Source organism: Elusimicrobiota bacterium (assembly GCA_016182905.1).
In the GTDB taxonomy this organism is placed as follows: Bacteria; Elusimicrobiota; Elusimicrobia; order UBA1565; family UBA9628; genus GWA2-66-18.
Window position 1 is genome coordinate 1 of record JACPFR010000051.1, and the last position, 19141, is coordinate 19141.

15 protein-coding genes, 1 tRNA gene and 1 pseudogene are annotated in these 19141 nt (G+C 68.3%); 7 read left to right on the plus strand and 10 right to left on the minus strand.

The features are described from left to right. Both HYV14_15205 and HYV14_15210 read right to left on the minus strand, forming a co-directional pair. On the minus strand, positions 1 to 4553 hold a 4553-nt coding region (locus HYV14_15205), incomplete at its 3' end, for a hypothetical protein (protein ID MBI2387339.1). Between the two features lie 142 nt (positions 4554 to 4695). Beyond that, positions 4696 to 5601, minus strand: coding sequence for a hypothetical protein (locus HYV14_15210; GenBank protein MBI2387340.1), 906 nt, complete (start codon positions 5599 to 5601; stop codon positions 4696 to 4698). A 142-nt stretch (positions 5602 to 5743) separates the two neighbouring features. Between HYV14_15210 and HYV14_15215 the strand changes: the two genes are divergently transcribed. Both HYV14_15215 and HYV14_15220 read left to right on the plus strand, forming a co-directional pair. Then, positions 5744 to 8221: a hypothetical protein gene (locus HYV14_15215; protein ID MBI2387341.1), complete on the plus strand. Its 2478-nt coding sequence runs from the start codon at positions 5744 to 5746 to the stop codon at positions 8219 to 8221. 83 nt (positions 8222 to 8304) lie between these two features. Beyond that, a complete protein-coding gene (locus HYV14_15220) occupies positions 8305 to 8580 on the plus strand; it encodes a YtxH domain-containing protein (protein ID MBI2387342.1) in 276 nt (91 codons plus the stop codon). 51 nt (positions 8581 to 8631) lie between these two features. Here HYV14_15220 and HYV14_15225 read toward each other — a convergent pair whose 3' ends face one another. Genes HYV14_15225 through HYV14_15245 form a run of 5 tightly spaced genes read right to left on the minus strand, consistent with a single transcriptional unit; the run spans position 8632 to position 12614 of the window. Continuing rightward, positions 8632 to 9459, minus strand: coding sequence for an SDR family oxidoreductase (locus tag HYV14_15225; GenBank protein MBI2387343.1), 828 nt, complete (start codon positions 9457 to 9459; stop codon positions 8632 to 8634). After that, a complete protein-coding gene (locus HYV14_15230; protein ID MBI2387344.1) occupies positions 9459 to 10226 on the minus strand; it encodes an enoyl-CoA hydratase/isomerase family protein in 768 nt (255 codons plus the stop codon). The genes HYV14_15225 and HYV14_15230 overlap by 1 nt, the downstream gene beginning before the upstream one ends. Further along, positions 10223 to 11107, minus strand: a complete 885-nt coding sequence (locus tag HYV14_15235; protein ID MBI2387345.1) for a hypothetical protein — start codon at positions 11105 to 11107, stop codon at positions 10223 to 10225. Before HYV14_15235 ends, HYV14_15230 begins: the two co-directional genes overlap by 4 nt. Next, positions 11107 to 11553: a cyclic nucleotide-binding domain-containing protein gene (locus tag HYV14_15240; protein ID MBI2387346.1), complete on the minus strand. Its 447-nt coding sequence runs from the start codon at positions 11551 to 11553 to the stop codon at positions 11107 to 11109. Before HYV14_15240 ends, HYV14_15235 begins: the two co-directional genes overlap by 1 nt. A 2-nt stretch (positions 11554 to 11555) precedes the next feature. Next, positions 11556 to 12614, minus strand: coding sequence for a PilT/PilU family type 4a pilus ATPase (locus tag HYV14_15245; GenBank protein MBI2387347.1), 1059 nt, complete (start codon positions 12612 to 12614; stop codon positions 11556 to 11558). Positions 12615 to 12721: 107 nt separating this feature from the next. Between HYV14_15245 and HYV14_15250 the strand changes: the two genes are divergently transcribed. The 5 genes and pseudogenes from HYV14_15250 (at position 12722) to HYV14_15270 (ending at position 15825) form a co-directional block, all read left to right on the plus strand. After that, positions 12722 to 12793: transfer RNA gene (locus tag HYV14_15250), tRNA-Asn, on the plus strand. Positions 12794 to 12905: 112 nt separating this feature from the next. Then, positions 12906 to 13241 carry a type II toxin-antitoxin system RelE/ParE family toxin gene (locus HYV14_15255; protein MBI2387348.1) on the plus strand — a complete coding sequence of 112 codons (336 nt, stop codon included), beginning with the start codon at positions 12906 to 12908 and terminating at the stop codon, positions 13239 to 13241. Next, positions 13238 to 13558, plus strand: a complete 321-nt coding sequence (locus HYV14_15260; protein ID MBI2387349.1) for a helix-turn-helix domain-containing protein — start codon at positions 13238 to 13240, stop codon at positions 13556 to 13558. Before HYV14_15255 ends, HYV14_15260 begins: the two co-directional genes overlap by 4 nt. A 295-nt stretch (positions 13559 to 13853) precedes the next feature. Beyond that, positions 13854 to 14441, plus strand: coding sequence for a plasmid pRiA4b ORF-3 family protein (locus tag HYV14_15265; protein MBI2387350.1), 588 nt, complete (start codon positions 13854 to 13856; stop codon positions 14439 to 14441). Continuing rightward, a pseudogene (locus tag HYV14_15270) lies at positions 14438 to 15825 on the plus strand (putative DNA binding domain-containing protein). The gene HYV14_15265 and the pseudogene HYV14_15270 overlap by 4 nt, the downstream one beginning before the upstream one ends. 246 nt (positions 15826 to 16071) lie before the next feature. On the opposite strand, the gene HYV14_15275 reads toward HYV14_15270, so the two are convergent. The 3 genes from HYV14_15275 to HYV14_15285 all read right to left on the minus strand — a co-directional run bounded on the left by HYV14_15275 (position 16072) and on the right by HYV14_15285 (position 19136). Then, positions 16072 to 16419 carry a hypothetical protein gene (locus HYV14_15275; GenBank protein ID MBI2387351.1) on the minus strand — a complete coding sequence of 116 codons (348 nt, stop codon included), beginning with the start codon at positions 16417 to 16419 and terminating at the stop codon, positions 16072 to 16074. 115 nt (positions 16420 to 16534) lie between these two features. Continuing rightward, a complete protein-coding gene (locus tag HYV14_15280) occupies positions 16535 to 17626 on the minus strand; it encodes a Fic family protein (protein ID MBI2387352.1) in 1092 nt (363 codons plus the stop codon). An 88-nt stretch (positions 17627 to 17714) separates the two neighbouring features. Then, positions 17715 to 19136, minus strand: a complete 1422-nt coding sequence (locus HYV14_15285) for a tetratricopeptide repeat protein (GenBank protein MBI2387353.1) — start codon at positions 19134 to 19136, stop codon at positions 17715 to 17717. Between the last annotated feature and the right edge of the window lie 5 nt (positions 19137 to 19141).

Sequence of the window (19141 nt, forward strand, 5' to 3'; positions counted from 1 at the left end):
GCCGGGCCGTCCGAGGGCGCAGCGGCCGGGCCGGAAGCCTCGCGGCGCTCGGGGGTGGAGTCCGTGTCCGTCGTAGGCTCCTTGGGAGTTTCGGTGGGAGTCTCCTCCGGGGCGGGGTCCTCGCCGGCCGGCGGACCCTGGGCCGGCTGCTGGGGCGGCTGGTTGTGCACCACCCAGGGGATCTCCTTGCGGCGCGGGTAAGAGGGGGGCGGCGTCGGGACGACCCGGGACGCCAGGCCGACGTAGCCGCTGGCCAGGAGATATTTCCCGGCGCGGCGGAAGACGCCTTCCTTGACGGCCGCGCGCCCTTGGGGCTTCACCTTCTCCCGGACCTTGACCTTTTCCGCCGCGGCGCGGGGCTTCTCGGCCTTCGTGGACTTGGCGCGGAACTCCATCGGGCCGGCGCCGGCCGGCTGCTTGGCGGTCCGCAGGGGGTCGACCTTCTCCTTCATGAAGGCGAACTCCAGCTGCTCGCCGGGCTTCGGGCCTCCCTTCTTCGCGGCGCGGGCCTTCGCCTCGGGCGCGGCGTCCTTCGCCCCGAAGTCGAGCTCGAGCTGCTTGTAGCGCGGCTCCGCGAGGGACGCCTTCCCCTTCCGGGCCTCGAACTCCAGGCCCCGGCTGAGCTGCAGCGGCTCCCGCGCGATCTTCACCGTCTTGGGCTCGGGGTTGCCCTTCATGAACTCGAACTGGAGCTGCTCGCCGGTCTTGGGAGCGGCCGTCTTGGCCGTCCCCTGCTTGACGCCGGCGCCGCCGCCGGTCTCCGCCAGGAGGGGCTCGGGAGCGACGGTCTTCGGGCCGACGGCCTCCAGGACGGCGGGCTTGGCGGCGGCGGGCGTCAGGATCTCCGCGCTCTTCGCGTCGAGGGTCGTCGCGCTCGCGGGCCCGTTCGCCTCGGCGCGGGTGTTGACCTTGACGTCGGCGGCCTTGAGAGGCTCCAGGCCGCCCTTGCCGGCGAAGGCCTCGCTGGGCTGGCGGAACTCGCGCCACTTCGTGCTCACGAACTCCGCCATCCGCGCCATCTTGCCGGGCGGAGGGCCCTTCGCGACGACCGCCTCGACGGCGGCGGGCGCCGCCTGCGCGGCCGGGGTCGCGGGCTTCACCGGGGTCGCGGAGCTCACGGGACCGGCCGGCTTGACCGCCTGAGCCGGCCGCACCGCCCTGTCGCCTCCGAAATCCAGGAGCAGCTGGCCGTTCGGCTCGACGAGCGGGGCGGAGGGCTTCGCGACGACGGGCTCGGGCGCCGCCGCCTCGGGCTTCGAGCGGAAGCGGTCCATGAGGCGCTTGCCGACCTTGGTCCCGGCGAGGTCCTTGGCCATCGAACGGCTCATGCCGTAGATGAAGCCGAGGTCGACGATCGCCTTGCCCATCGCGTCGGCCCCGTCCGGGGTGCCGAACTTGGAGATCGCCTCGTGGATGTTGTGGCCGGTGTCCAGGACGAACGGCACGCCGATGCTGCCGACGACCGTGCCCCTGAAGGTGTTCACGCCGAACTTCGCGAGGGTCAGCGCGCGGCTCGTGCCCGTCGCGCCCGCCTCGGCGGCCACCGCCGCCTTCGTGCCGAGCGAGGTCGAGAGCTTGCCGAGGGCCGAGAACGCGTACGGCATGGCCCAGGTCAGGGGGTTCGTCGCCATCTGGCCGAGGGCCTCGCCGCCGGAGGCGATGGCGCCCAGGAAGCCGTGACCGTTGCGGGCCAGCTGCTTGCCGTAGGTGCCGGCGCCGAACTCGGCGAGCGCGAAGTAGGCCTCCATGTCCGTCGGCGCCATGCTCATCGCCTGCTCGTAGTAGAGGGGGGAATCGACCGCGGTGACGCCCATCGCCGCCAGGCGCTCCGGGCGCAGCTCCATCACCCGTTTGTTCAGGATCGCCCGCGCGCCCGGGGTCAGCTTCGCCAGGATCTTCTTCGCCCACTCCTCGAACTTCTCCGGCTCCTTCTCGCCGTCGGGCTGCGGGCCGGCCATCGAGCGGGCCCACGCCGGGTTGCGCGAGCGCGTGGCGATGGAGTTCAGCTGGGCCAGGTCTCCGGAGACGCTGCTCTCGACGACGTTGACGATGCCCGTGTAGGCGATGTTGCTGACCCAGTTCGAGGCCTCGAGCGTCTGCTTGAGGACCGGGAGGCTGACGATGCCCTGCGCGAGGGAGAGCGCCGGAGCCGAGCCCGGCTTCTCGCGGACGTCCGCAGCCCCTTCCCATTCGCCCGTCTTCGGCCACGGATCGGGCCGGCCCGCGCTGAAGGTCTGGCGCTGGTAGAAGAACCGCCGCACCTCGTTCTTGTTGGCGACGTAGTTCGCGGGGTTCCAGCCGCCGCCCCGGTAGGCGTCCCGCAGCTCGGTGCGCACGTCCTCGCGGAAGATGCGGGTCCCGTCTCCCAGGTACTCGTGCGCCACGCGCGAGGCGCGCAGCTGGGACGCCTGGTCGTGGGCGTTGCGCATGTTCCACGCGGCGTCGAACTCGACGGCGTTCTGGACGAGGTAGGCCGGCCCCGCCGGCTGGCCCGGCTGCGCGGTCTTCTCGCCGAAGAAGCCGGTCAGCACGGTGCGCTCGCCGTTCGCCTTCTGCAGGATGAGGGTGAAGACCTTCCGCGCGCCCGGGGCGATGGAGAGCCGGATCGCGGGCTCGTCGTCGTGCGCGGCCAGCATGTCCGTGACGGCGTTGAAGTTAAGGAAGTCGGCGAACGCCGCCGTCTTGCGCCCGGTCGGATCGGCCTCGCCGATCGCGGCCAGGATCTCCTTGGAGAGCGCCAGCGCCTGCGCCTTGCGCTTCTCCGGCAGGGCGGGGGAGGTCAGGTCGCCGACGGCCACGTCCCAGCTCTCCACGGCGTGCCCCTTGAGCACCTGCTGGACGTGCTTCGTGACCTGCTTCAGCGTGCGCCCGTCCTTGAGGACGCGGAAATCGAGCTCGATGCTGCCGTCGGGGTTGACCCGGTCCACCTGCATCCGGTAGGGCGCGGTGTTCTGGTCGGTGAACTTGACCTCGCGGCGGTCCTTGGTGATCGTCGCCTCGAAGCGGGGGCCCGCGCCCCCCAGCTGCTGGATGACCGCCTCGCCCGTCTCGGAGTTCCCGGTCTCGCGGCGCAGCACCTTGCCGTCCGGCGAGTAGGTCGTCAGCTCGGTCCGGTGGCGGGCGGGCTCGTACTTCTGCCGCTCGAGGCGGGCCCCGTTGGAGCCGTACTTCTCGGTGACCTGCGTGACGACGTTGCGCGCGCCGTCGAAGTCCTGCCGGACGATCTCCTTCGCGCCGTTCTTCGCGCGCGCGACGCGGATGGCGCTCTTGTCGTCCGCGGAGAAGGCCGTGAACACCGAGGCCCCGTCGGGCTGGGGGACCCGCAGCCCGATGAACTCGGTCCCGCCGTGCGTCTCCGACACGACCACGCCGCCGCGCGCGCCGCCGCCCTGGAAGGGGATCTCCCACGCGGCGAAGGGCGTTCCGGCGGGCGCGCCGCGCAGCCCGTCGCGGAGGAACTCGCGGTACGTCCACAGCGCCGCCGAGAACTCGGCGAGCTCGGGGTTGAGCTTGGCGATCCGGTCGAAGCGGCGGGAGATAGCGTCCTCGTCGGTCGGCCACTCGGCCGGCTCGCCGAACGAGCGCGCCAGGCGCGCCTCCTCCCGGACGAGGTGGTCGACCAGCGCGTCGAGGGTCGTGAAGCCGTCGGGGTTGCCGAGCATCGCCGAGACCGTCTTGCGGCCGAGAGCCTGGAGCGTCTTGAGCATCTCACCCCGCTCGCCGACGAAGTCCGGGGCTCCGACGCCGGGGGTCCGCTTGCCGACCTCGGCGAGCGCCCTCTGGCCCGCGTCGGCCATCAAGGCGAGGAAGGGGACCCTCTCCCCGCGCACCTCCACGAGCTCCTGCGACGGCGGGGGCGTCGGGCGGGCCAGGTCGCGGGCCTTCGCCGCGTTCGTGCCCGGCGCGCCGTCCGGCGTGTAGGTGACCTCGAGGGTCTTGCGGATGGCGCCGAAATCCACGCGCACGCCGGAGGCGGAGGGGCCGGAGACGCCGCCGTAGCGGCGGTTCAGCCGCTCGAAGATCTCCTCGGCGCTGGCGGGATTCGCGGAGGCCTTCTCGAGGTCGCCGAGCAGGGCGTCGATGTGGAAGAGGGGGTCCTTGGCCGTCGAGGGGTCCGGCGCGGCCCCGGCGTTCGCGACGGCCTTCGACGTCTCGGCGTCGAGTCCCGCGGCGCCGCCGGTGAGGCGCAGGCTGCGGAGGATGACGCTCGCCGTGCGGCCCAGGCGCTCGTCGAGGATCTTCCGGTCCGCCGGCGCGAGCGGGGCGGCGTCGATGCGCGCCTTGAGCTCCTTGCGCTTCTTGTCGAGCGCGTCGAACGAGGACGGCTGCTCGCCCTTCAGGTGCTTGACCAAAGTCATCTCGAGCTCGCCCAACTGCTCGGCCATCTGCCGTCCCGCGGGGGTGGTCAGCGAGCCGCTGATGCGCGGGAGGATCGGCTGGACGACGGGGACGGCCACGGCGGGCTGGGTGTCGCCGGCGGGAGCCGACGAGGGGACGGCGAGCGCAAGGGCGCACGCGGCGAGGAGGGGGGCTCGGCGGCTTCGGGTCCTCATTGACTTCAGCGTAGCCCTGAAAGGCCTAAATCATCAGGGCACTCAGTCCCACTCACATCTAGGCCTTAAGACCTATGAGGCGCGTCGGACGCCGATAGTATAGCCGGGACCCGCGGCGCGTCAAGGCTTTCCTCTTAACGGCTCAGGACGGCTTCAGCGTGGCCAGGCGCTCCTCGAGGCGGGCCTGAGCCTTCCCGGCGGGGCCCTCGTCCTTGAGGAGGTGGTACTTGCTCGCCTTGGGGGCGAGGATGACCAGGAACTTCGCGGGGACGCCGGCGCGCCGGTACGCCGCGACCTTGTGGTGGCCGTCGAGCATGAAGCCGGCCATGAAGGAATGGAGGTTCTTGATCGCGCCCTTCTTCACGGCCTCCGGGATGCCGCGCTGGTACATGCCGAGCATGAGCACGCGCGGCCGGTCGCCGTTCTGGATCATCTGCTGATAGATCTTGATGTACTCCTCCTTCAGCGCCGCGCGGGGCACGAGGGGGATCACGAAATCGAACTGCTTCTCCACGACGCCGGACTCGGGGTGGCGGAACACGCGCGGGCGGCCGCCCTCGTAGTGCTCCCAGCCGGACAGCAGGCCCTCCTCCTTCGGGTCCTCGATGTCCCAGAGCTCCATGAACTCGCTCTGGAAGAAGTAGGACGCCTCGTCGTCGGAGTCGTACGGGCCGGTCAGGTTCACCGAGGTCTCGAAGACCAGGTATTCGCCCTTCTCCATCAGCTCGAGGAGGGGGGCCAGCTCCTGGACGAGGGACTCGTCGACCGGACGCGGCAGCTGGATCGTCTTGGGGAGGTTGGCGATCTTCTTGTTCGTCGGAAGATGCGGGTCCTGCAGCATCTTGAACCAGAAATGGCAAGTGTTGCAGTCGTTGCCGACCTCGAACTTGCGGGCGCCGTTGACCTCGAGGTAGAGGGAGTTCGACTCGCCGTGGCGCTTCTCGATGGCGATCTTGAAGAAGCCCTTGCCCTGGGGGACCTTGACCTTCACGACGCCGTCGGCGACGGTCGCGACTTCAAGCTTCTGCGGTTCGGATTTAGTGGTCACCGTGTCCTCCCGAATAATGGGGCCTCTTCCGTCCATTGTAGCCGATTCCCGTCCTCCCGTCCAGACTCAAAACGGAACGCCGTCGTCGGGCGGCCGCGCAGGCAATAACCTCGTAACAGGGTTTCCCTATAGTTGGGGGGCAATGGCCATGGACGAGCCGCCCGACAACCAATGGGATGACCGCGCCCTGCGCGAGATCAACAGCCTCGACGCCGCGCGCCTGGCCATCCGCGGCGCGCTCGCGACCATCCGCGACCTCCAGGACCAGAACGCCGTCCTGAAGGGCCAGGTGCAGGACGATTCGTCCAAGCGCAAGGCCCTCGAGAGCCGCATCGCCGAGATGGACGCGCGCCTGGCCGAGTGGCAGGAGCAGGCCCAGAAGTGGGAGCGGGAGGCCGGCCAGCGCGAGCAGATGATGCAGCGCTGGAAGACCGAGGCCCGCATGGAGGTCCGCGCCGAGGAGCGCGCGCGCGTCGACGCCGACCAGGCCCGGACCGAGGAGACCTTGGCCCGCCTGCGCGCCGACCTCGTCTCGATGTCCAAGGCGATCAAGGGCAAGGAGGAGGCGTGGGGCGAGCTGCGCCGCATGCTCGACCTGCGCGACGCCGACATCATCGGCCTCAAGCGCGAGAAGCAGGACATCCTCGCGAAGGTGAAGCTCGACGCCGAGCAGCTCGAGATGCTGCGCGACGCGCGGGACCGCGAGATGACCGCGGCCAACCGCCAGCGCGAGCTCGAGATCGCCGACAACGACCGCGAGATCGCCGCCCTCAAGCGCGAGCTCGCCGAGAACAAGATGGCTTTGGCCGCGCTCGCCCAGGACCGCGAGCTCGGCGTCAAGACGCGAGAGGAGGAGCTCGTCAAGGCGTTCCAGCTCAAGGAGGCCGACCTCGTCGCGCGCTATCAGAAGCGCGAGGCCGAGCTCCAGGCCCGCTGGTCCGAGCTCGAGACCGGCCTTTGGGCGAAGACGAAGGAGAGCCGCGCGAAGCTCGACGAGGCCGTGCAGAAGCAGTTCGAGGAGCGCGCCCGCGCGATCGCCGACCGCGCCGCCGAGGTCGAGGCCCTGCTCGCCCGCCGGACGCGCGAGCTCAACGACGACCACGAGAAGCGCTGCGCCGAGGCAGAGGCCCACTACGCGGCCGACGAGCGCCGCCTGCTGGCCTCGTGGGCCGAGAAGGAGCGGCGCCTGATCGTCAAGCTCGACGAGCAGCTCGTCGCGGAGCACGCCTCGATGCAGGCCGCCTGGGCCGACCGCAGCAAGCTGCTCGACGCCGAGCACGCCGAGCGCCTGCGCCAGGTCGCCGCGAAGATCGAGGAGCTCGAGGCGACGGGGCGCCGCGACCGCTCGCGCCTGCTCGAGGAAGGCGCGCGCAAGGATGCCGAGCGCGTGCGCGCGCAGGACGACTTCGTCGCGCGCAAGGACGCCGAGCTCGAGAAGGCCCACCAGGAGAAGCTGATCATCCTGGCCGAGCGCGCCCGGGCGCTGGAGGAGGAGGCCAAGCGCCGCGAGGAGGCCCGGCAGAACGAATACCTGTCGCGCGTCGCCGCGCTCGAGGCCCAGCACGAGCTGCGCCGCGGCGAGCTGCTCGAGGAGCACCGCAAGACGGTCGAGGCGGAGAAGTTCTCGCTGTCGGCGCAGTACGACCAGCGCCAGCGCGGCCTCGACGAGTCCTACCGCGCCAAGGTCGCCGAGACGGAGCGCGCCGCCCGCGCGCTGGCCGACCAGCACCAGGCCTGGAAGGAGGCGCTGCGCGAGGAGTACCTGCTCAAGGAGAAGGACCTCGACGCCCGCTGGGCCCTGCGCGAGGGGGAGTTCGTCAGCCGCTACGAGACCGCGCTCGAGGACCAGCGCCGCGCGTTCACGGCCGAGGCCCTGGAGGCGCGCGCGCGCCTGGAGAAGCAGCGCGCCCGCATCGAGGGCGAGTCGCTCGCGCGCGAGCAGCACCACCGCGCCGAGAGCGACCGCCGCGAGGCCGAGGCGCTCGCCCGCCACTACCGCGAGCAGAGCGAGCGCCAGGCCGCCCACGAGGCGCGCCTCTCCGAGCTGCGCCTCGCCCACGACGAGGCCCTGCGCGTGGTGCGAGAGAAGGCCTTCGAGGACCTGGCGCGCGAGCGCGCCGGCCTCCAGCAGGACCTCGCCGGCCTCCAGGAGCGGCTCGCGCAGGCGCAGTCGGAGAACGACCGCGCCCGCATCGTCGACGCCTCGCGCGCCAAGGAGCTCCAGTCGAGGATCGGCGCCCTCGAGGCCGACCGCGCCGCGCTGACCCGCTCGCTGTCGGCCGTCGAGCTCGAGGCCGCGTCGCTGCGCGACGCGATCGCCGAGCGCGACCGCATGCGCGACGTCGAGCGCACGCGGCTGGCCGAGGAGGCGAAGCTGATCGCGGCCGCGGGCCTCGCCCGCGCCCTCGAGGAGGCCGAGCGCGAGCGCGCGAAGGCCCTCGACGAGCGCCGCGTCGAGCTCGAGAAGGCGCACGCCTCGCGGGGCCGCGCGCTGGAAGGCGCCCTCTCCGAGCGCGCCCGCGTGCTGGACGACAAGGAGCGCCGCCTCGAGGACGAGGCCCTGCGCCTCGAGGAAGCCCGCGCCGCCGCCGAAGCCGCCCGTCTGAAAAAGCCCACTTGACGGCGGGGGGGACCCGATGTATACTCGGCGAGCCGGCGATAAAAGTCGGCGCACCGAGACTTAATTTGAGAGGGCGAAACACCATGGGTAGAGATAACGACGGGCTTGGCGGGGCTTTGCTGTTCGTGACCGGCGCCGCGGTCGGCGCCGCTTTGGGCGTGCTGTTCGCGCCGCGCTCGGGCAACGAGACCCGGGAGCAGTTGGCGGACTGGCTCAAGGAGCGCCGCGAGAAGGGCGCGGACCTTCTGCACACCGTGAAGGACGAGTCGCTCGCGAAGAAGGAAGCCATCGTCGCCGCCGCCAAGGCCGCGAAGCAGGCCTACGTCGACACCAACTCCAAGCATCACGAGCACGCCTAAGAGAACGGCGGTCTCGAAGAAGTCGAGGGCTCCCCGCGAGGGGGGCCCTCGCTATTTCGGGCGAGCCCTGCGCACGACGCCGGCCTTCTCGACGAAGCGCAGGTAGGGCAGGCCGCCGACGGCGGTCCCCGCGTCGATGACGAGCGTCTCGCCGGCCGCGTAGGTCGTCTGCGGCGCGCACAGGAAGAGCACGGCGTTGGCGACGTCCTCCTCGGTCCCGAACTTCCGGTTGGGGACGCCCTCGAGAAGGGCCTCGCGCATCCAGGGCTCCGGCCACAGGCGCTCGCGGGACTGCTCCGTGTCGATGAGCCCCGGGCAGACGGCGTTGACGCGCACGCCGCGGCCGATCCACTCGACGCCGAGCGTCTTCGTCATCGCCTGCACGCCGGCCTTGGCCGCGGCCGACGGAAGGAAGCCCGGGGCGCCTGTCCACGCGTACGTCGCGAGCAGGCTCACGATCGCGCCCTCGCCGCGGGGCAGCATGCGCCGGCCGGCCTCGATCGCGCAGTTGAAGCTGCCGTGCAGGACGATGTCGACGACCTTGCGAAAGCGCACCGAGGTCAGCATCTCGCTCGGCCGCACGAAGTTGGCCGCCGCGCCGTTGACCAGTATGGAGACGGGGCCGAGCTCGGCCTCGACCCTGTCGAACAGCGCCGCGACGGCCTTGGCGTCGGACACGTCGGTCGCGACGCCGATCGCCCGGCGGCCGGTGGCCTTGCATATCTCGGCGGCCGCCGCCTCCAGCCGCTCCCCGTCGCGCGCGGCGAGGGCCACGTCGGCGCCGTGCTCGGCGAAGGCCAGCGCGACGGCCTTGCCGATGCCCGTGCCGCCGCCCGTCACGACCGCGATCTTCCCGGCGAGCAGATTCTTCTCGTACATCAGTCCTCCCAGCGGGGGCGGCGCTTGTCGCGCATCGCCGCCATGCCCTCGCGCGCCTCGGCCCCCCCGATGAGGACGCCGAACTCCGCCAGCGAGCGGCTCCACAGCGCCTCGTCGAGGAACGGAGCGTTGAGGCCCTTCTTGAGCGAGGCGAAGGCCGCGGGGGCGGACTTCGCGAGGCGCTTGGCCAGCGCGAGCGCGCGCTCCGCCACCTCGGCCTCGGGCACGACCTCGTCGACGAGGCCGGCCGCCAGCGCCTCGGCGGCGCGCAGCGTCTTGCCGCGCAGGACCATCTCCTTGACCACGCGCTGGTCGTTGGCCAGCGCGGACAGGCGCGTCGCCAGCGCGGGCGTGGGCGTCAGGCCGAGGCGGATCTCGGAGAGCGCGGCCTTCCCGGACTCCTCCGCCATCACGCGCCAGTCGCAGCCCATCGCGACGATCCAGCCGCCGAGGATGGCGGCCCCGCTCAGGGATCCGACCACCGGCTTCGGGGCGAGGAGGAGGGCGCGATAGCACCCGAGGAGGGACTCGAACGCCCGGGGCCGCTGGTCCTCGGGCAGGGCCGTGATCTCGCCCAGATCGAGGCCGCTCGAGAAGTACTTCGGCAGGCCCGACGCGAGGACGAGAGCCCGGACCTTCGGGTCGGCGGCGGCGGCCTCGATCCCGGCGCGCAGCTCCGCGAGCACGGACAGGCCGAGCGTGTTTCCGGGAGGGCGGGTCAAGGTGAGGACGCGGACGGAGCCCTCGTCGCGCACCGCGAGCGTCACTTGCCGCGCCTCGTGATCTTCATCGTCTTCAGCAGGCGGTTGAACGCCCCGAGATAGAGGTCGTAGGACTCGACCGGGGCGCTGTAGACGACGGCGTAGTAGGCGTCGGCCGGGAGGGGGATGTAGGCGGTCTTGGACTCGCCCGAGACGAAGGTGACGCGCGCCCTGACCCCGGCCACCGGCACCAGGCCGCCGTCCTTCGCGCTCGCCCACTCCTTGTCCTTGGCGGCCGCCGCCTCGATGTCGATGAAGGTCGGCTGGGAAGGCTCCACCTTCGTGATCGTGATCGTCACCGGCTTGCCCGGAGAGCCGTCGTCGAGGGTGAAGGAGAGCGTGGGCACGTCCTCCTTCCACCCGTCGCGCGGCTGGAGCATGCGCGGGTACTCGAAGGACAGCTCCGCGGGCACGGTGTAGCGGCGGTACGCGTCCTCGCTGATCGTCTTGATGCGCGAGGATTGCGCCACGCACTGGAAGGGGTTGAGGGGGTTGCTGGTGCGGACCTTGCGCTTGCCGGGGGGGCAGCCGCGCGTCAGGGGATCCTCGTCCACCTGGCCCGCCTCGAGCGCGGGGGCCTCCTCGTCGTTCGTGATCGGCGCGAGGTCCGGGTCCGTCTCGCCGGCGAGCATGCGCACGCAGCGGTACTGCTGCAGGCCGTTGGTCGAGACCGCGGCGCGCGTGCCGCGCGGGCACTTCGGACGGACCTTGAAGCCCTTGGGGCCGGAGACCGCGTCGAAGCCCTTCTTCGCGTCCTCCTTCACGCACTCGAACGGCTGATAGGGGTTGCTCGTCAAGGTCCGGTGCGTGCCCTTCGGGCATTCGGAGGGAGTCTCCGCGGCGCGCGCGGCGGACGAGAGGAGCAGCAGGAGCAGGAAGGCCCTCATCAGGCCCTCGCCTTGGCCAGGCCCTGAAGATGGGAGGCCAGCTCGGGGTTGTTCTGGAGGATGTAGCCCATGTCCTCGAACATCAGGCGGAAGGCCCGCGTCGGGACGATCGCCCGCGCCGACGCCGTGCGCAGGCCGTCGCGGAGCAGGGCCATCTCGCCCAGCAGCGCCTCCTCCCCGAGCGTCGCCACCTCGGCGCCCGCCGAGCCCATGCTGATCGTCACCGAGACGGACCCGGCGAGGAGGACGAACAGGTCGCGCCCGCTCTCGCCCTGCTCGATGACGAAGTCGTCCGGGGCGTAGGCGCAGACGCCGCTGCGCGGGAAGATCTTGGCGCACAGCTCGCCGTTGAACTCCGGGAAGAAGTTCTCGAGGCGCAGCACCCGCGCCACGACCGCGGCCTCGGGATCGCTCGGGACGGCCCGGGCGGGATTGGCGGACGCCATCCTCAGCGGTTGAGGAGGTCGGGGTTGCGCATGTGCTCGAGGGCGACCTCCTTGGTGATCATCTTCTTCGAATAAAGGTTCTTGATGAACGAGTCCTTCGAGACCATGCCGACCTGGGAGCCGGCCTGGATCGCGTCGTTGATGGCCTCGAGCTTGTTCTCGCGGATGAGCTGGCGCACCGCGGAGGTCGCGATGAGGATCTCGCAGGCGAGGACCAGCCCCTTGCCGTCGGCGCGGGGGAGGAGCTCCTGGGAGATCACGGCCTCGAGCGTCATCGCCAGCTGCTCGCGCAGGCTGTCCTGGTCGGCGTTCGGGACCGCGCTCAGGATGCGCTGCGCGGTCTTCGAGGCGTCGCGCGTGTGCAGGGTGGTCACGACGAGGTGGCCCGTCTCGGCGGCGAGCAGGGCCGCGCGGATGGACTCGGCGTCGCGCATCTCGCCGACGCAGATGATGTCGGGGTCCTGGCGCAGCGAGTCGAGGATGCCGATGTCGAAGGTCGGGGTGTCGACGCCGACCTCGCGCTGGACGAAGATCGAGCGGCAGGGCTTGAACAGGCTCTCGATCGGGTCCTCGATCGTGATGACCTTGCCGGGCTTGCCGGTCTGGTTGATCCACTCGAGCATCGCGGCCATCGTCGTGCTCTTGCCGGAGCCGGTCGAGCCGGTGACGAAGATGATGCCGGACTTCTTGTGCGCGAGGTTGCCGACGATGGGGGGCAGGCCCAGCGAGGAGAGGGGATAGGTCTTCGTCGGGATCACGCGGATCGTCGCGCCCGCCGTGCCCGTCGCCATGTACAGGTTGAAGCGGAAGCGGCCGGTCTCCGTGATCGTGTGCGAGAAGTTGACGCGCAGCTCGCGCTTGAAGGTGTCGCGGTGGAAGTCCTGCAGGTAGGGATCGAGGATCTTCAGGATCGACTCGGAGCTCATCGCCGGATACGGAAGGGCGCCGATCTCCCCGGCGATGCGCGCGATCGGGGGGATGCCGTGGATCAGGTGGAGGTCGGAGCCTCCGCGAGAGACCACGTCCGCGAGCAAGGTCGGGAGGTCGATCGTATCTGCCATACGGGGGGAGGATATAAGGATAGCGGCTCCGCGTCAAGCCCATGACGGTTAATTGACGGTAAAGCCGAATGCAAACGCGCGGAGAGCTTTGCTATACTGTCCCTCGATCCGGGTTAGCTCAATGGTGGAGCAGGCCGCTGTTAACGGCAAGGTTCTAGGTTCGAGTCCTAGACCCGGAGCAGATTTCAGACGCTCGTCAAAATGAGGCCCTTTCGCGGAAGGGCCTCATCTTTTTTGTCCCGACCCGCCCTCTTGACATATACTACTAAGTCGCATATACTACCGAGTAGCATGAGACGCCTCTTTGTCGAAGCCCCGCCGTTCAGCAAACGCGTCGACAAAGAAGGACCCGAGGCGCTTCGCAGGATCCAAGACGAACTTCTTGAAAGGCTTGAGTCCGGGGAGTTCATCCAGGGGACCGGAGGGCTCCAGAAGATTCGCGTAGGCGATGCGGGCCGAGGAAAGGGAAAGCGGGGAGGATTCCGCGTCATCTATCTGGATTTGCCGGCGCATGAGACGACGTATTTGCTGTATCTGTACGATAAAGGCGAACGGACCGACATCTCTGCCGATGAGAAGGCGATCCTGAGGGGACTCGCCGCACGGTTGAAAGGAGGAGCAAGATGAAGAAGACCAAGATGGGCCAGGAGCTGATCGCGGGTCTTCAGGACGCCGTTGAGCACGCGCGCGGCGCGAAGAAGCTTCGCGCGACCGCTCTCGAGCTCCCGAAAGCGGCTCCCCATTGGGGCAAGACCAAGATCGCGACCCTGCGCAAGGATCGCTTCCACATGAGCCAGCCTGCCTTCGCCGCCGTCCTCAACGTCACGGCCTCCACCATCCGCGCCTGGGAACAAGGGCGCAAAGAGCCTTCCGGCGCGGCGGAACGCCTGCTCCAGGTCGCGGACAGCGATCCGAGCGTTTTCCAGCGTCTGCCGACGCGGTAGCGCTGTCACGCTAGGATTCGCATCCGCTTAGCGCCTCTTGGCCCGTTGTGTCGCCTGAAGAAGAACTCATCAAATAAGCCGTCGTCGTTTTGAGGAGCGTCCGACTCGCGGAGAATTTTTCGACGGCGTTGAAAGGGGCCCCCGCAGGTTGACGAACCGTTAACCCCCGGGGGCCTCTCCTTTTTTTGAGCCTGCAAAACGCCCTCGCGATCGACCCGCATGAGAAAGTTATAATCCCATCGACGCCAGGGAGGACGAGATGGTGCAAACCGGGAGGCTCATGAACAGCGGGAGGGTGCCCGACGTCAAGAAGGAGTTGGACAGGGCAAAGACGACAACGTATCAGCTCAGGGTGACGCTCCTGGGAACGAATCCACCCATTTGGCGAAGAATCGCGGTCTCAGGGGGGATCAGCCTGGGGCATCTGCATGGCGTCCTTTTGCAAGCGATGGGTTGGGACGGCGGACACATGCACCTGTTCCATCTCGGCAAGACGGACTACGGCGAGACCCATCCGGAGCTGGAACACGTCGAGGATCAGTGGGAAGTTCGTCTCTGCGATGTCGCACCCAAGGCGAAGAAGCGTTTCGTCTGGGAGTACGACATGGGCGACACCTGGCTGCATGAGATTTTCGTCGAGAAGATCGACCCGGCAGCCCCGCCGCTCAAGGGCGCGGCCATCTGTTTGGCCGGAGCCTGGGCCTGTCCGCCCGAGGACTGCGGCGGCGTCTACGGCTACGAGGACTTTCTGAAGGCCATCCGCGATCCGAAGCATGAGAGTCATGAGGAAATGCTCGAATGGATCGGCGGGGAGTTCGACCCCGAGGCTTTTGATTTAAAGGAGACGAACAAGGCTCTGAGCAGGCTCAAAGGACCGCGATGACCCTCGACCAACTTTCCGCCTGGGCCGCCAAGGGCGAATCCGAGACCCAGGAGTTCAAGCTGACCACCGGCCAGCGCAGCGAGGCCGCGAAGACGGTCTGCGCCATGCTCAATCACAAGGGCGGACGCGTGATCTTCGGCGTCGATCCGAAAGGCCGCGTCGTCGGCCAAAACGTCACGGACAAGACGGTCGAGGATGTCAGCCAGGAACTTCGACAGATCGATCCCCGGCGCTCCCGTCCATCGAGAGGATTCCGGCGGGCAACGGCAACGAGGCCATCGTCGTGGCCGCCGAGAAGGGCGCGCGCCGCCCTTACACCTACCGCGGCAAGGCCTATCGCCGAGTCGGCGCCTCGAATCAGGAACTGGATAGAGACGAGTACAACCGTCTGCTCCTGGAACAGCTTCACGGCGTCTCTCGCTGGGAGAACCAGGCGGCCGAAGGCTGGACGGTCAAGGATCTCGATGAGACCGAGATCGTCCGCACTTTGGAAGAGGCCATCCGCCGCGGCCGCGCGGAGGACCCGGGTACGCGCGATCCGCAGCATATCCTGCGCGGTCTGAAGCTGGCCAAGGACGGGGCTCTCTTTCGCGCCGCCGTCATGCTCTTCGGACGCGAGCAGCGCCTGGCATTGGACTATCCGCAATGCCAACTGCGGCTGGCGCGCTTCCGCGGCACGGACAAGACCGAGTTCCTGGACAACCGGAAGTTCAACGGCAACGTCTTTGAGCTATTACTGCGAGCAGAACGCTTCATCCGCGACCATATTCCCGTGGCCGGACGCGTCGTTCCGAATCTATTTGAAAGAGAAGACGATCCGCTTTATCCGCCGCTGGCCTTGCGCGAGGCCCTGGCCAACGCCTTCTGCCACCGCGACTACTCGATCGGCGGCGGCTCGGTGGGAGTGGCGATCTTCGATGATCGCCTGGAGATCAGTTCTTCCGGCGAACTGCATTTCGGCCTGAAGGCCGCGGACCTCTACCAACCGCACGAGTCGTTGCCGTGGAACCCGCTCATCGCCGACGTTCTCTTCCGGCGCGGCATCATCGAGACTTGGGGCCGCGGCACGCTGAAGATGGCAGAACTGGCCGAGCGCGCCGGACTGCCCCGCCCGGAGATCGAGACGATCCCGGGAGCCGTCGTCGTCCGTTTCCGGCCGAGCCGCTATCTGCCGCCCCAAAAGGTCGGCCATGATTTGACCGCCCGGCAGAGAATGGTTCTCTCATTGCTGGCGGAGGAATCCATGCGATTGTCGGCCATTTATTCCCGCATGAGTGATGGGGTTTCCCTTCGAAATCTTCGGGTCGATTTGGATTTGCTCAGGAAACTCGGTTTAGTCGATTCCCGGGGCCACGGCCAGGGGGCGCGATGGCATTTGAAATGACGATTCCGCCCGATTCTGGCTATTCATGTCCAATTCTGTCCAATCATGTCTAATCCCGTCCCATTCCGTCTCATTGACAAAAAAGAAATGCATTTTAAAGACTTATACGCTAGAGCTCGCCCGGGCTACAACTGTTAGGAAATTCCGCATAGTTCAAAAAGAGGGCTCCCGAAACGCTCAGAGGGAACGGTTGAAGCGCGTGACCCGTAAGAGAGACACAAGATCATGGCTAAAATTCCCGCCGTATCATTGGATGTTTGGAAGGACCTGTATGCGGAAGCCATGCGCTACGAGTCCATAAAGCCCTGGAACATCCTCTGTGAAGAATCGTTTTTCGGCGTCCAGGACCCGGCTTCCGGGCAACTGGGGTACGGCTGCGTGTTGGGCGAGATGGGGACTTTCCTGGCGCTCGCGGTCTACCGGGGAGCCGAAGGCTTCAACATCTATCAACGCCTGAAGAACGACGAAATCCCGGAAGACGAGTCCTTCGCGGCGCAGAACTGCCTGATGGCCCAGTTCGCGGACCGCGAGGAGCTGGAGAAAGCCGACCGGGACAACATCAAGAAGCTGGGATTGCGCTTTCGCGGCGTCCAAGCGTGGCCGTTGTTTCGCAGCCAACTCCCGAGCAACTCTGAGATGCAGCGCAGCCGCGGCGGGTCCGTTCGACCGCCGCGGCTCTTTTTCCCGTCGAGGATTCGCCCGCGCGCGGTTAGAACAGCTTTTCGAATTCCGGCGCCAGCTTATACTTGCGGGCCTTCTTGGACGGATCGGCTATCGCGAGGAATCCCTGCTCGGTCCATTTTTGGAGAAGCAGGCGCGCGGTCCGGGGTGCGAACGAGAAGAGCATCGATATGTCGCGGCTTGTAATGGCCTGTTGCCGGGCGAACAAGGCGAGAGCCCTCCTCTGCCGAGGATCGAGTTTGCGGAGTACGGGAGATTTGTCGGTCTCCCAGCGCGTTTCCGCCGCCTTCGCCTGCCCCTCGACCTTAGCAAACGCCTCACCCATGCCGGCGACGAAATATTCCAGCCAGGCCGTGATGTCCGCTTCCGCCCGTCCCTGATAATAGTTGTGTGAAGGGCCTGCCGCGATGGCGGCATAATAGGCCTGGAGATCTCGCGCATAGTACTCTTCAAGCGAGTAGATGCCCTTCAGCCCATAGCCGCCCAAGTGCAGGACCAGGTTGGTCAGAAGCCGAGCCGTTCGGCCGTTGCCGTCATAGTAGGGGTGGATGGTCGCGAACTGGTAATGCGCGATCGCCGCGCGCAAGGGGCACGGGACGACGTCGGCGCTGCGCGACAGCCACTCAACGAGTTCTTTCATGAGGGGGGGCACGTCCTTGGCTTCCGGCGGCATATAGACGATCCGTCCGCTCAAGCTGTCCTTGATGACGTTCTGGCCGTCCCTGTAAGGCGTCGCGGCGCGCCTCTTTTCTCCCGAACCCATGACTTGACCGTGAATGCTGCGGATATGATCCTCGGTGATCCGAGCCTCGCGTCTTGCCAGGTCTTCAATTCCGGCAAGGGCTCGGTAGTAGCCTTTGACTTCCTTTTCATCACGCGTCCGACCAGGGAAGTGCTGATTCTCGACGATGACTAGCTGCACGTCTTTCTCGGTAAGACGATTGCCCTCGATCATCGTGGAGTAATGGGTCGAGAAAAGGCGAGCGGTTTCCCGGAGGCTGGCGAGAACGGAGGGGGTGATGGGAAGGCCGTTGATCCGCTCTTTGGCACCCTCGAGCTTCGAAAGAGCCCCAGCCAGGTTGTTGGTGATCGTGTACTTCGGAGTGAAGTTCAGGGGCATAATAATGGCATTACCATGCCATTATTATGCCGTTAAACCGTCTTTAATTCAAGGGTATAACCCCTTCCTCTCGCTTTCTTCCCGGCGCTCAGCGGCCCTTGCGGAACAGCTGCGCCACGCCGGCGAGCGCCAGCAGGCCGCCGACGGCGCCGAGCGCCAGCAGCGGAAGAGGATACCGCGAGCGCCGCGACGGGGGGAGCGCCTGCGGGTGGTTCTCCGCCCAGTCGCCGAAGGCCAAAGCCATGTCCTCGGGGCCAGGGAGCTGCAGGGCCTTCTCCCGGATCGGCTGGTAGGCCCGGTCGAGGGCCGCCGCACGGCCGACCGCGTCGAGCGCGCCGGCCTTATCGCCCGCGCCGGCCAGAGCGTAGGCCTTGTGGAAGTAGGCGGGCGCGTCCTCGGGGCTGGCGTCCAAGGTCGACTGCGCCGAGGCCAGGGCGGAGGAATAGTCGCCGATCCGGTTGAGGATCGCCGTGCGCCAGCCCCGCGCCGAGGCGTTGCGCGGATCGAGGCGGAGCGCCTGGTCGAGCTCGTCGATCGAGGAGCGCGCGTCCGCCTTCGCCGCACCGACCGCGCGCGCGGTGAGGTCCCGGGAGAGCAAAGCGCCGACGGCCGGCGTCGCGGAAGGAGCACCGGCCGCGTTTGCGGATCCCGGCGCCTCGCCCGTGGTCCCGCCCAGGGAGGGGCGTCCCTCGCGCAGGTCCTCGCCGTCGAGGCCGGCGCCGCCCGCGGCGGCCTTCGCCAAAGCGGTCCGGCCCGCGTCCATGCCCGTCAGGCTCAGGATCGCCTTCGCCTGCCGGTTCTCCGGGTCGAGGACCAGGGCGCTCTGCGCGTCCTTGACGGCGGACTCGACGTCGCCGCTCTCGTACTCCGCGCCCGCGCGCAGCACGAGGGCGTCGGCGTTGCCGGGGTTGAGGGTCAGGGCCTTGCCGGCCTCCTCTATCGCCGCGGCCGCGTCGCCGTTCTCGAGCGCGACGTCGCCGGCGTCGACGTGAGTGTAGGAGGGGTCCACCTGGTCGGCGAAGAATACCGTCGAGCTGCCCGTGTAAGCCTTGCCGGCGCGGCGAGGCGCCTTGCGCACCTCGCGGACCGCGGCCTGGAATACGCGGTAGAAGACGGGGGAGTCGGCGGCCGCCTTGAGCCGGAACTCCTCCTTGAGACGCACGGCCCGCGCGGCCTCGGCCGCGAGCTGCACGGGGGTCACCTTCGGGTTCTTCGCGTCGCGCGTCTTGCGCGCCCAGGCCGCCTGGTAGCGGAGGAACGAGGAGAACACGTCCTGAGTCACGGGCACGCGCTGCCCTCCGGAGGAGGGGAGCGCCGTCGCCATGACGGCTATGAAGCGCTCGGCCGCCTCGGGCTCGAGGTCGCGCTTCTCGAGGTAGCCGCGCAGGGTCTTCAGGCCCGCGTGGTACTGGGCGGCCGTCAGCTCGACCTCGCCGGAGCGGGGCTCGCCCGCCGCCGGCGCGAACGTCGGGAGGAACGCGAGGGAAACGGCGAGGGTCAGCTTAAACAAGTTCG

Bases quoted from the DNA above. Each gene is read 5' to 3' on its own strand.
- HYV14_15215 (MBI2387341.1), top strand. From the start codon at position 5,744: ATGGCCATGGACGAGCCGCCCGACAACCAATGGGATGACCGCGCCCTG.
- HYV14_15220 (MBI2387342.1), top strand. From the start codon at position 8,305: ATGGGTAGAGATAACGACGGGCTTGGCGGGGCTTTGCTGTTCGTGACC.
- HYV14_15225 (MBI2387343.1), bottom strand. From the start codon at position 9,459: ATGTACGAGAAGAATCTGCTCGCCGGGAAGATCGCGGTCGTGACGGGC.
- HYV14_15235 (MBI2387345.1), bottom strand. From the start codon at position 11,107: ATGAGGGCCTTCCTGCTCCTGCTGCTCCTCTCGTCCGCCGCGCGCGCC.
- HYV14_15240 (MBI2387346.1), bottom strand. From the start codon at position 11,553: ATGGCGTCCGCCAATCCCGCCCGGGCCGTCCCGAGCGATCCCGAGGCC.
- HYV14_15245 (MBI2387347.1), bottom strand. From the start codon at position 12,614: ATGGCAGATACGATCGACCTCCCGACCTTGCTCGCGGACGTGGTCTCT.
- HYV14_15255 (MBI2387348.1), top strand. From the start codon at position 12,906: ATGAGACGCCTCTTTGTCGAAGCCCCGCCGTTCAGCAAACGCGTCGAC.
- HYV14_15260 (MBI2387349.1), top strand. From the start codon at position 13,238: ATGAAGAAGACCAAGATGGGCCAGGAGCTGATCGCGGGTCTTCAGGAC.
- HYV14_15280 (MBI2387352.1), bottom strand. From the start codon at position 17,626: ATGCCCCTGAACTTCACTCCGAAGTACACGATCACCAACAACCTGGCT.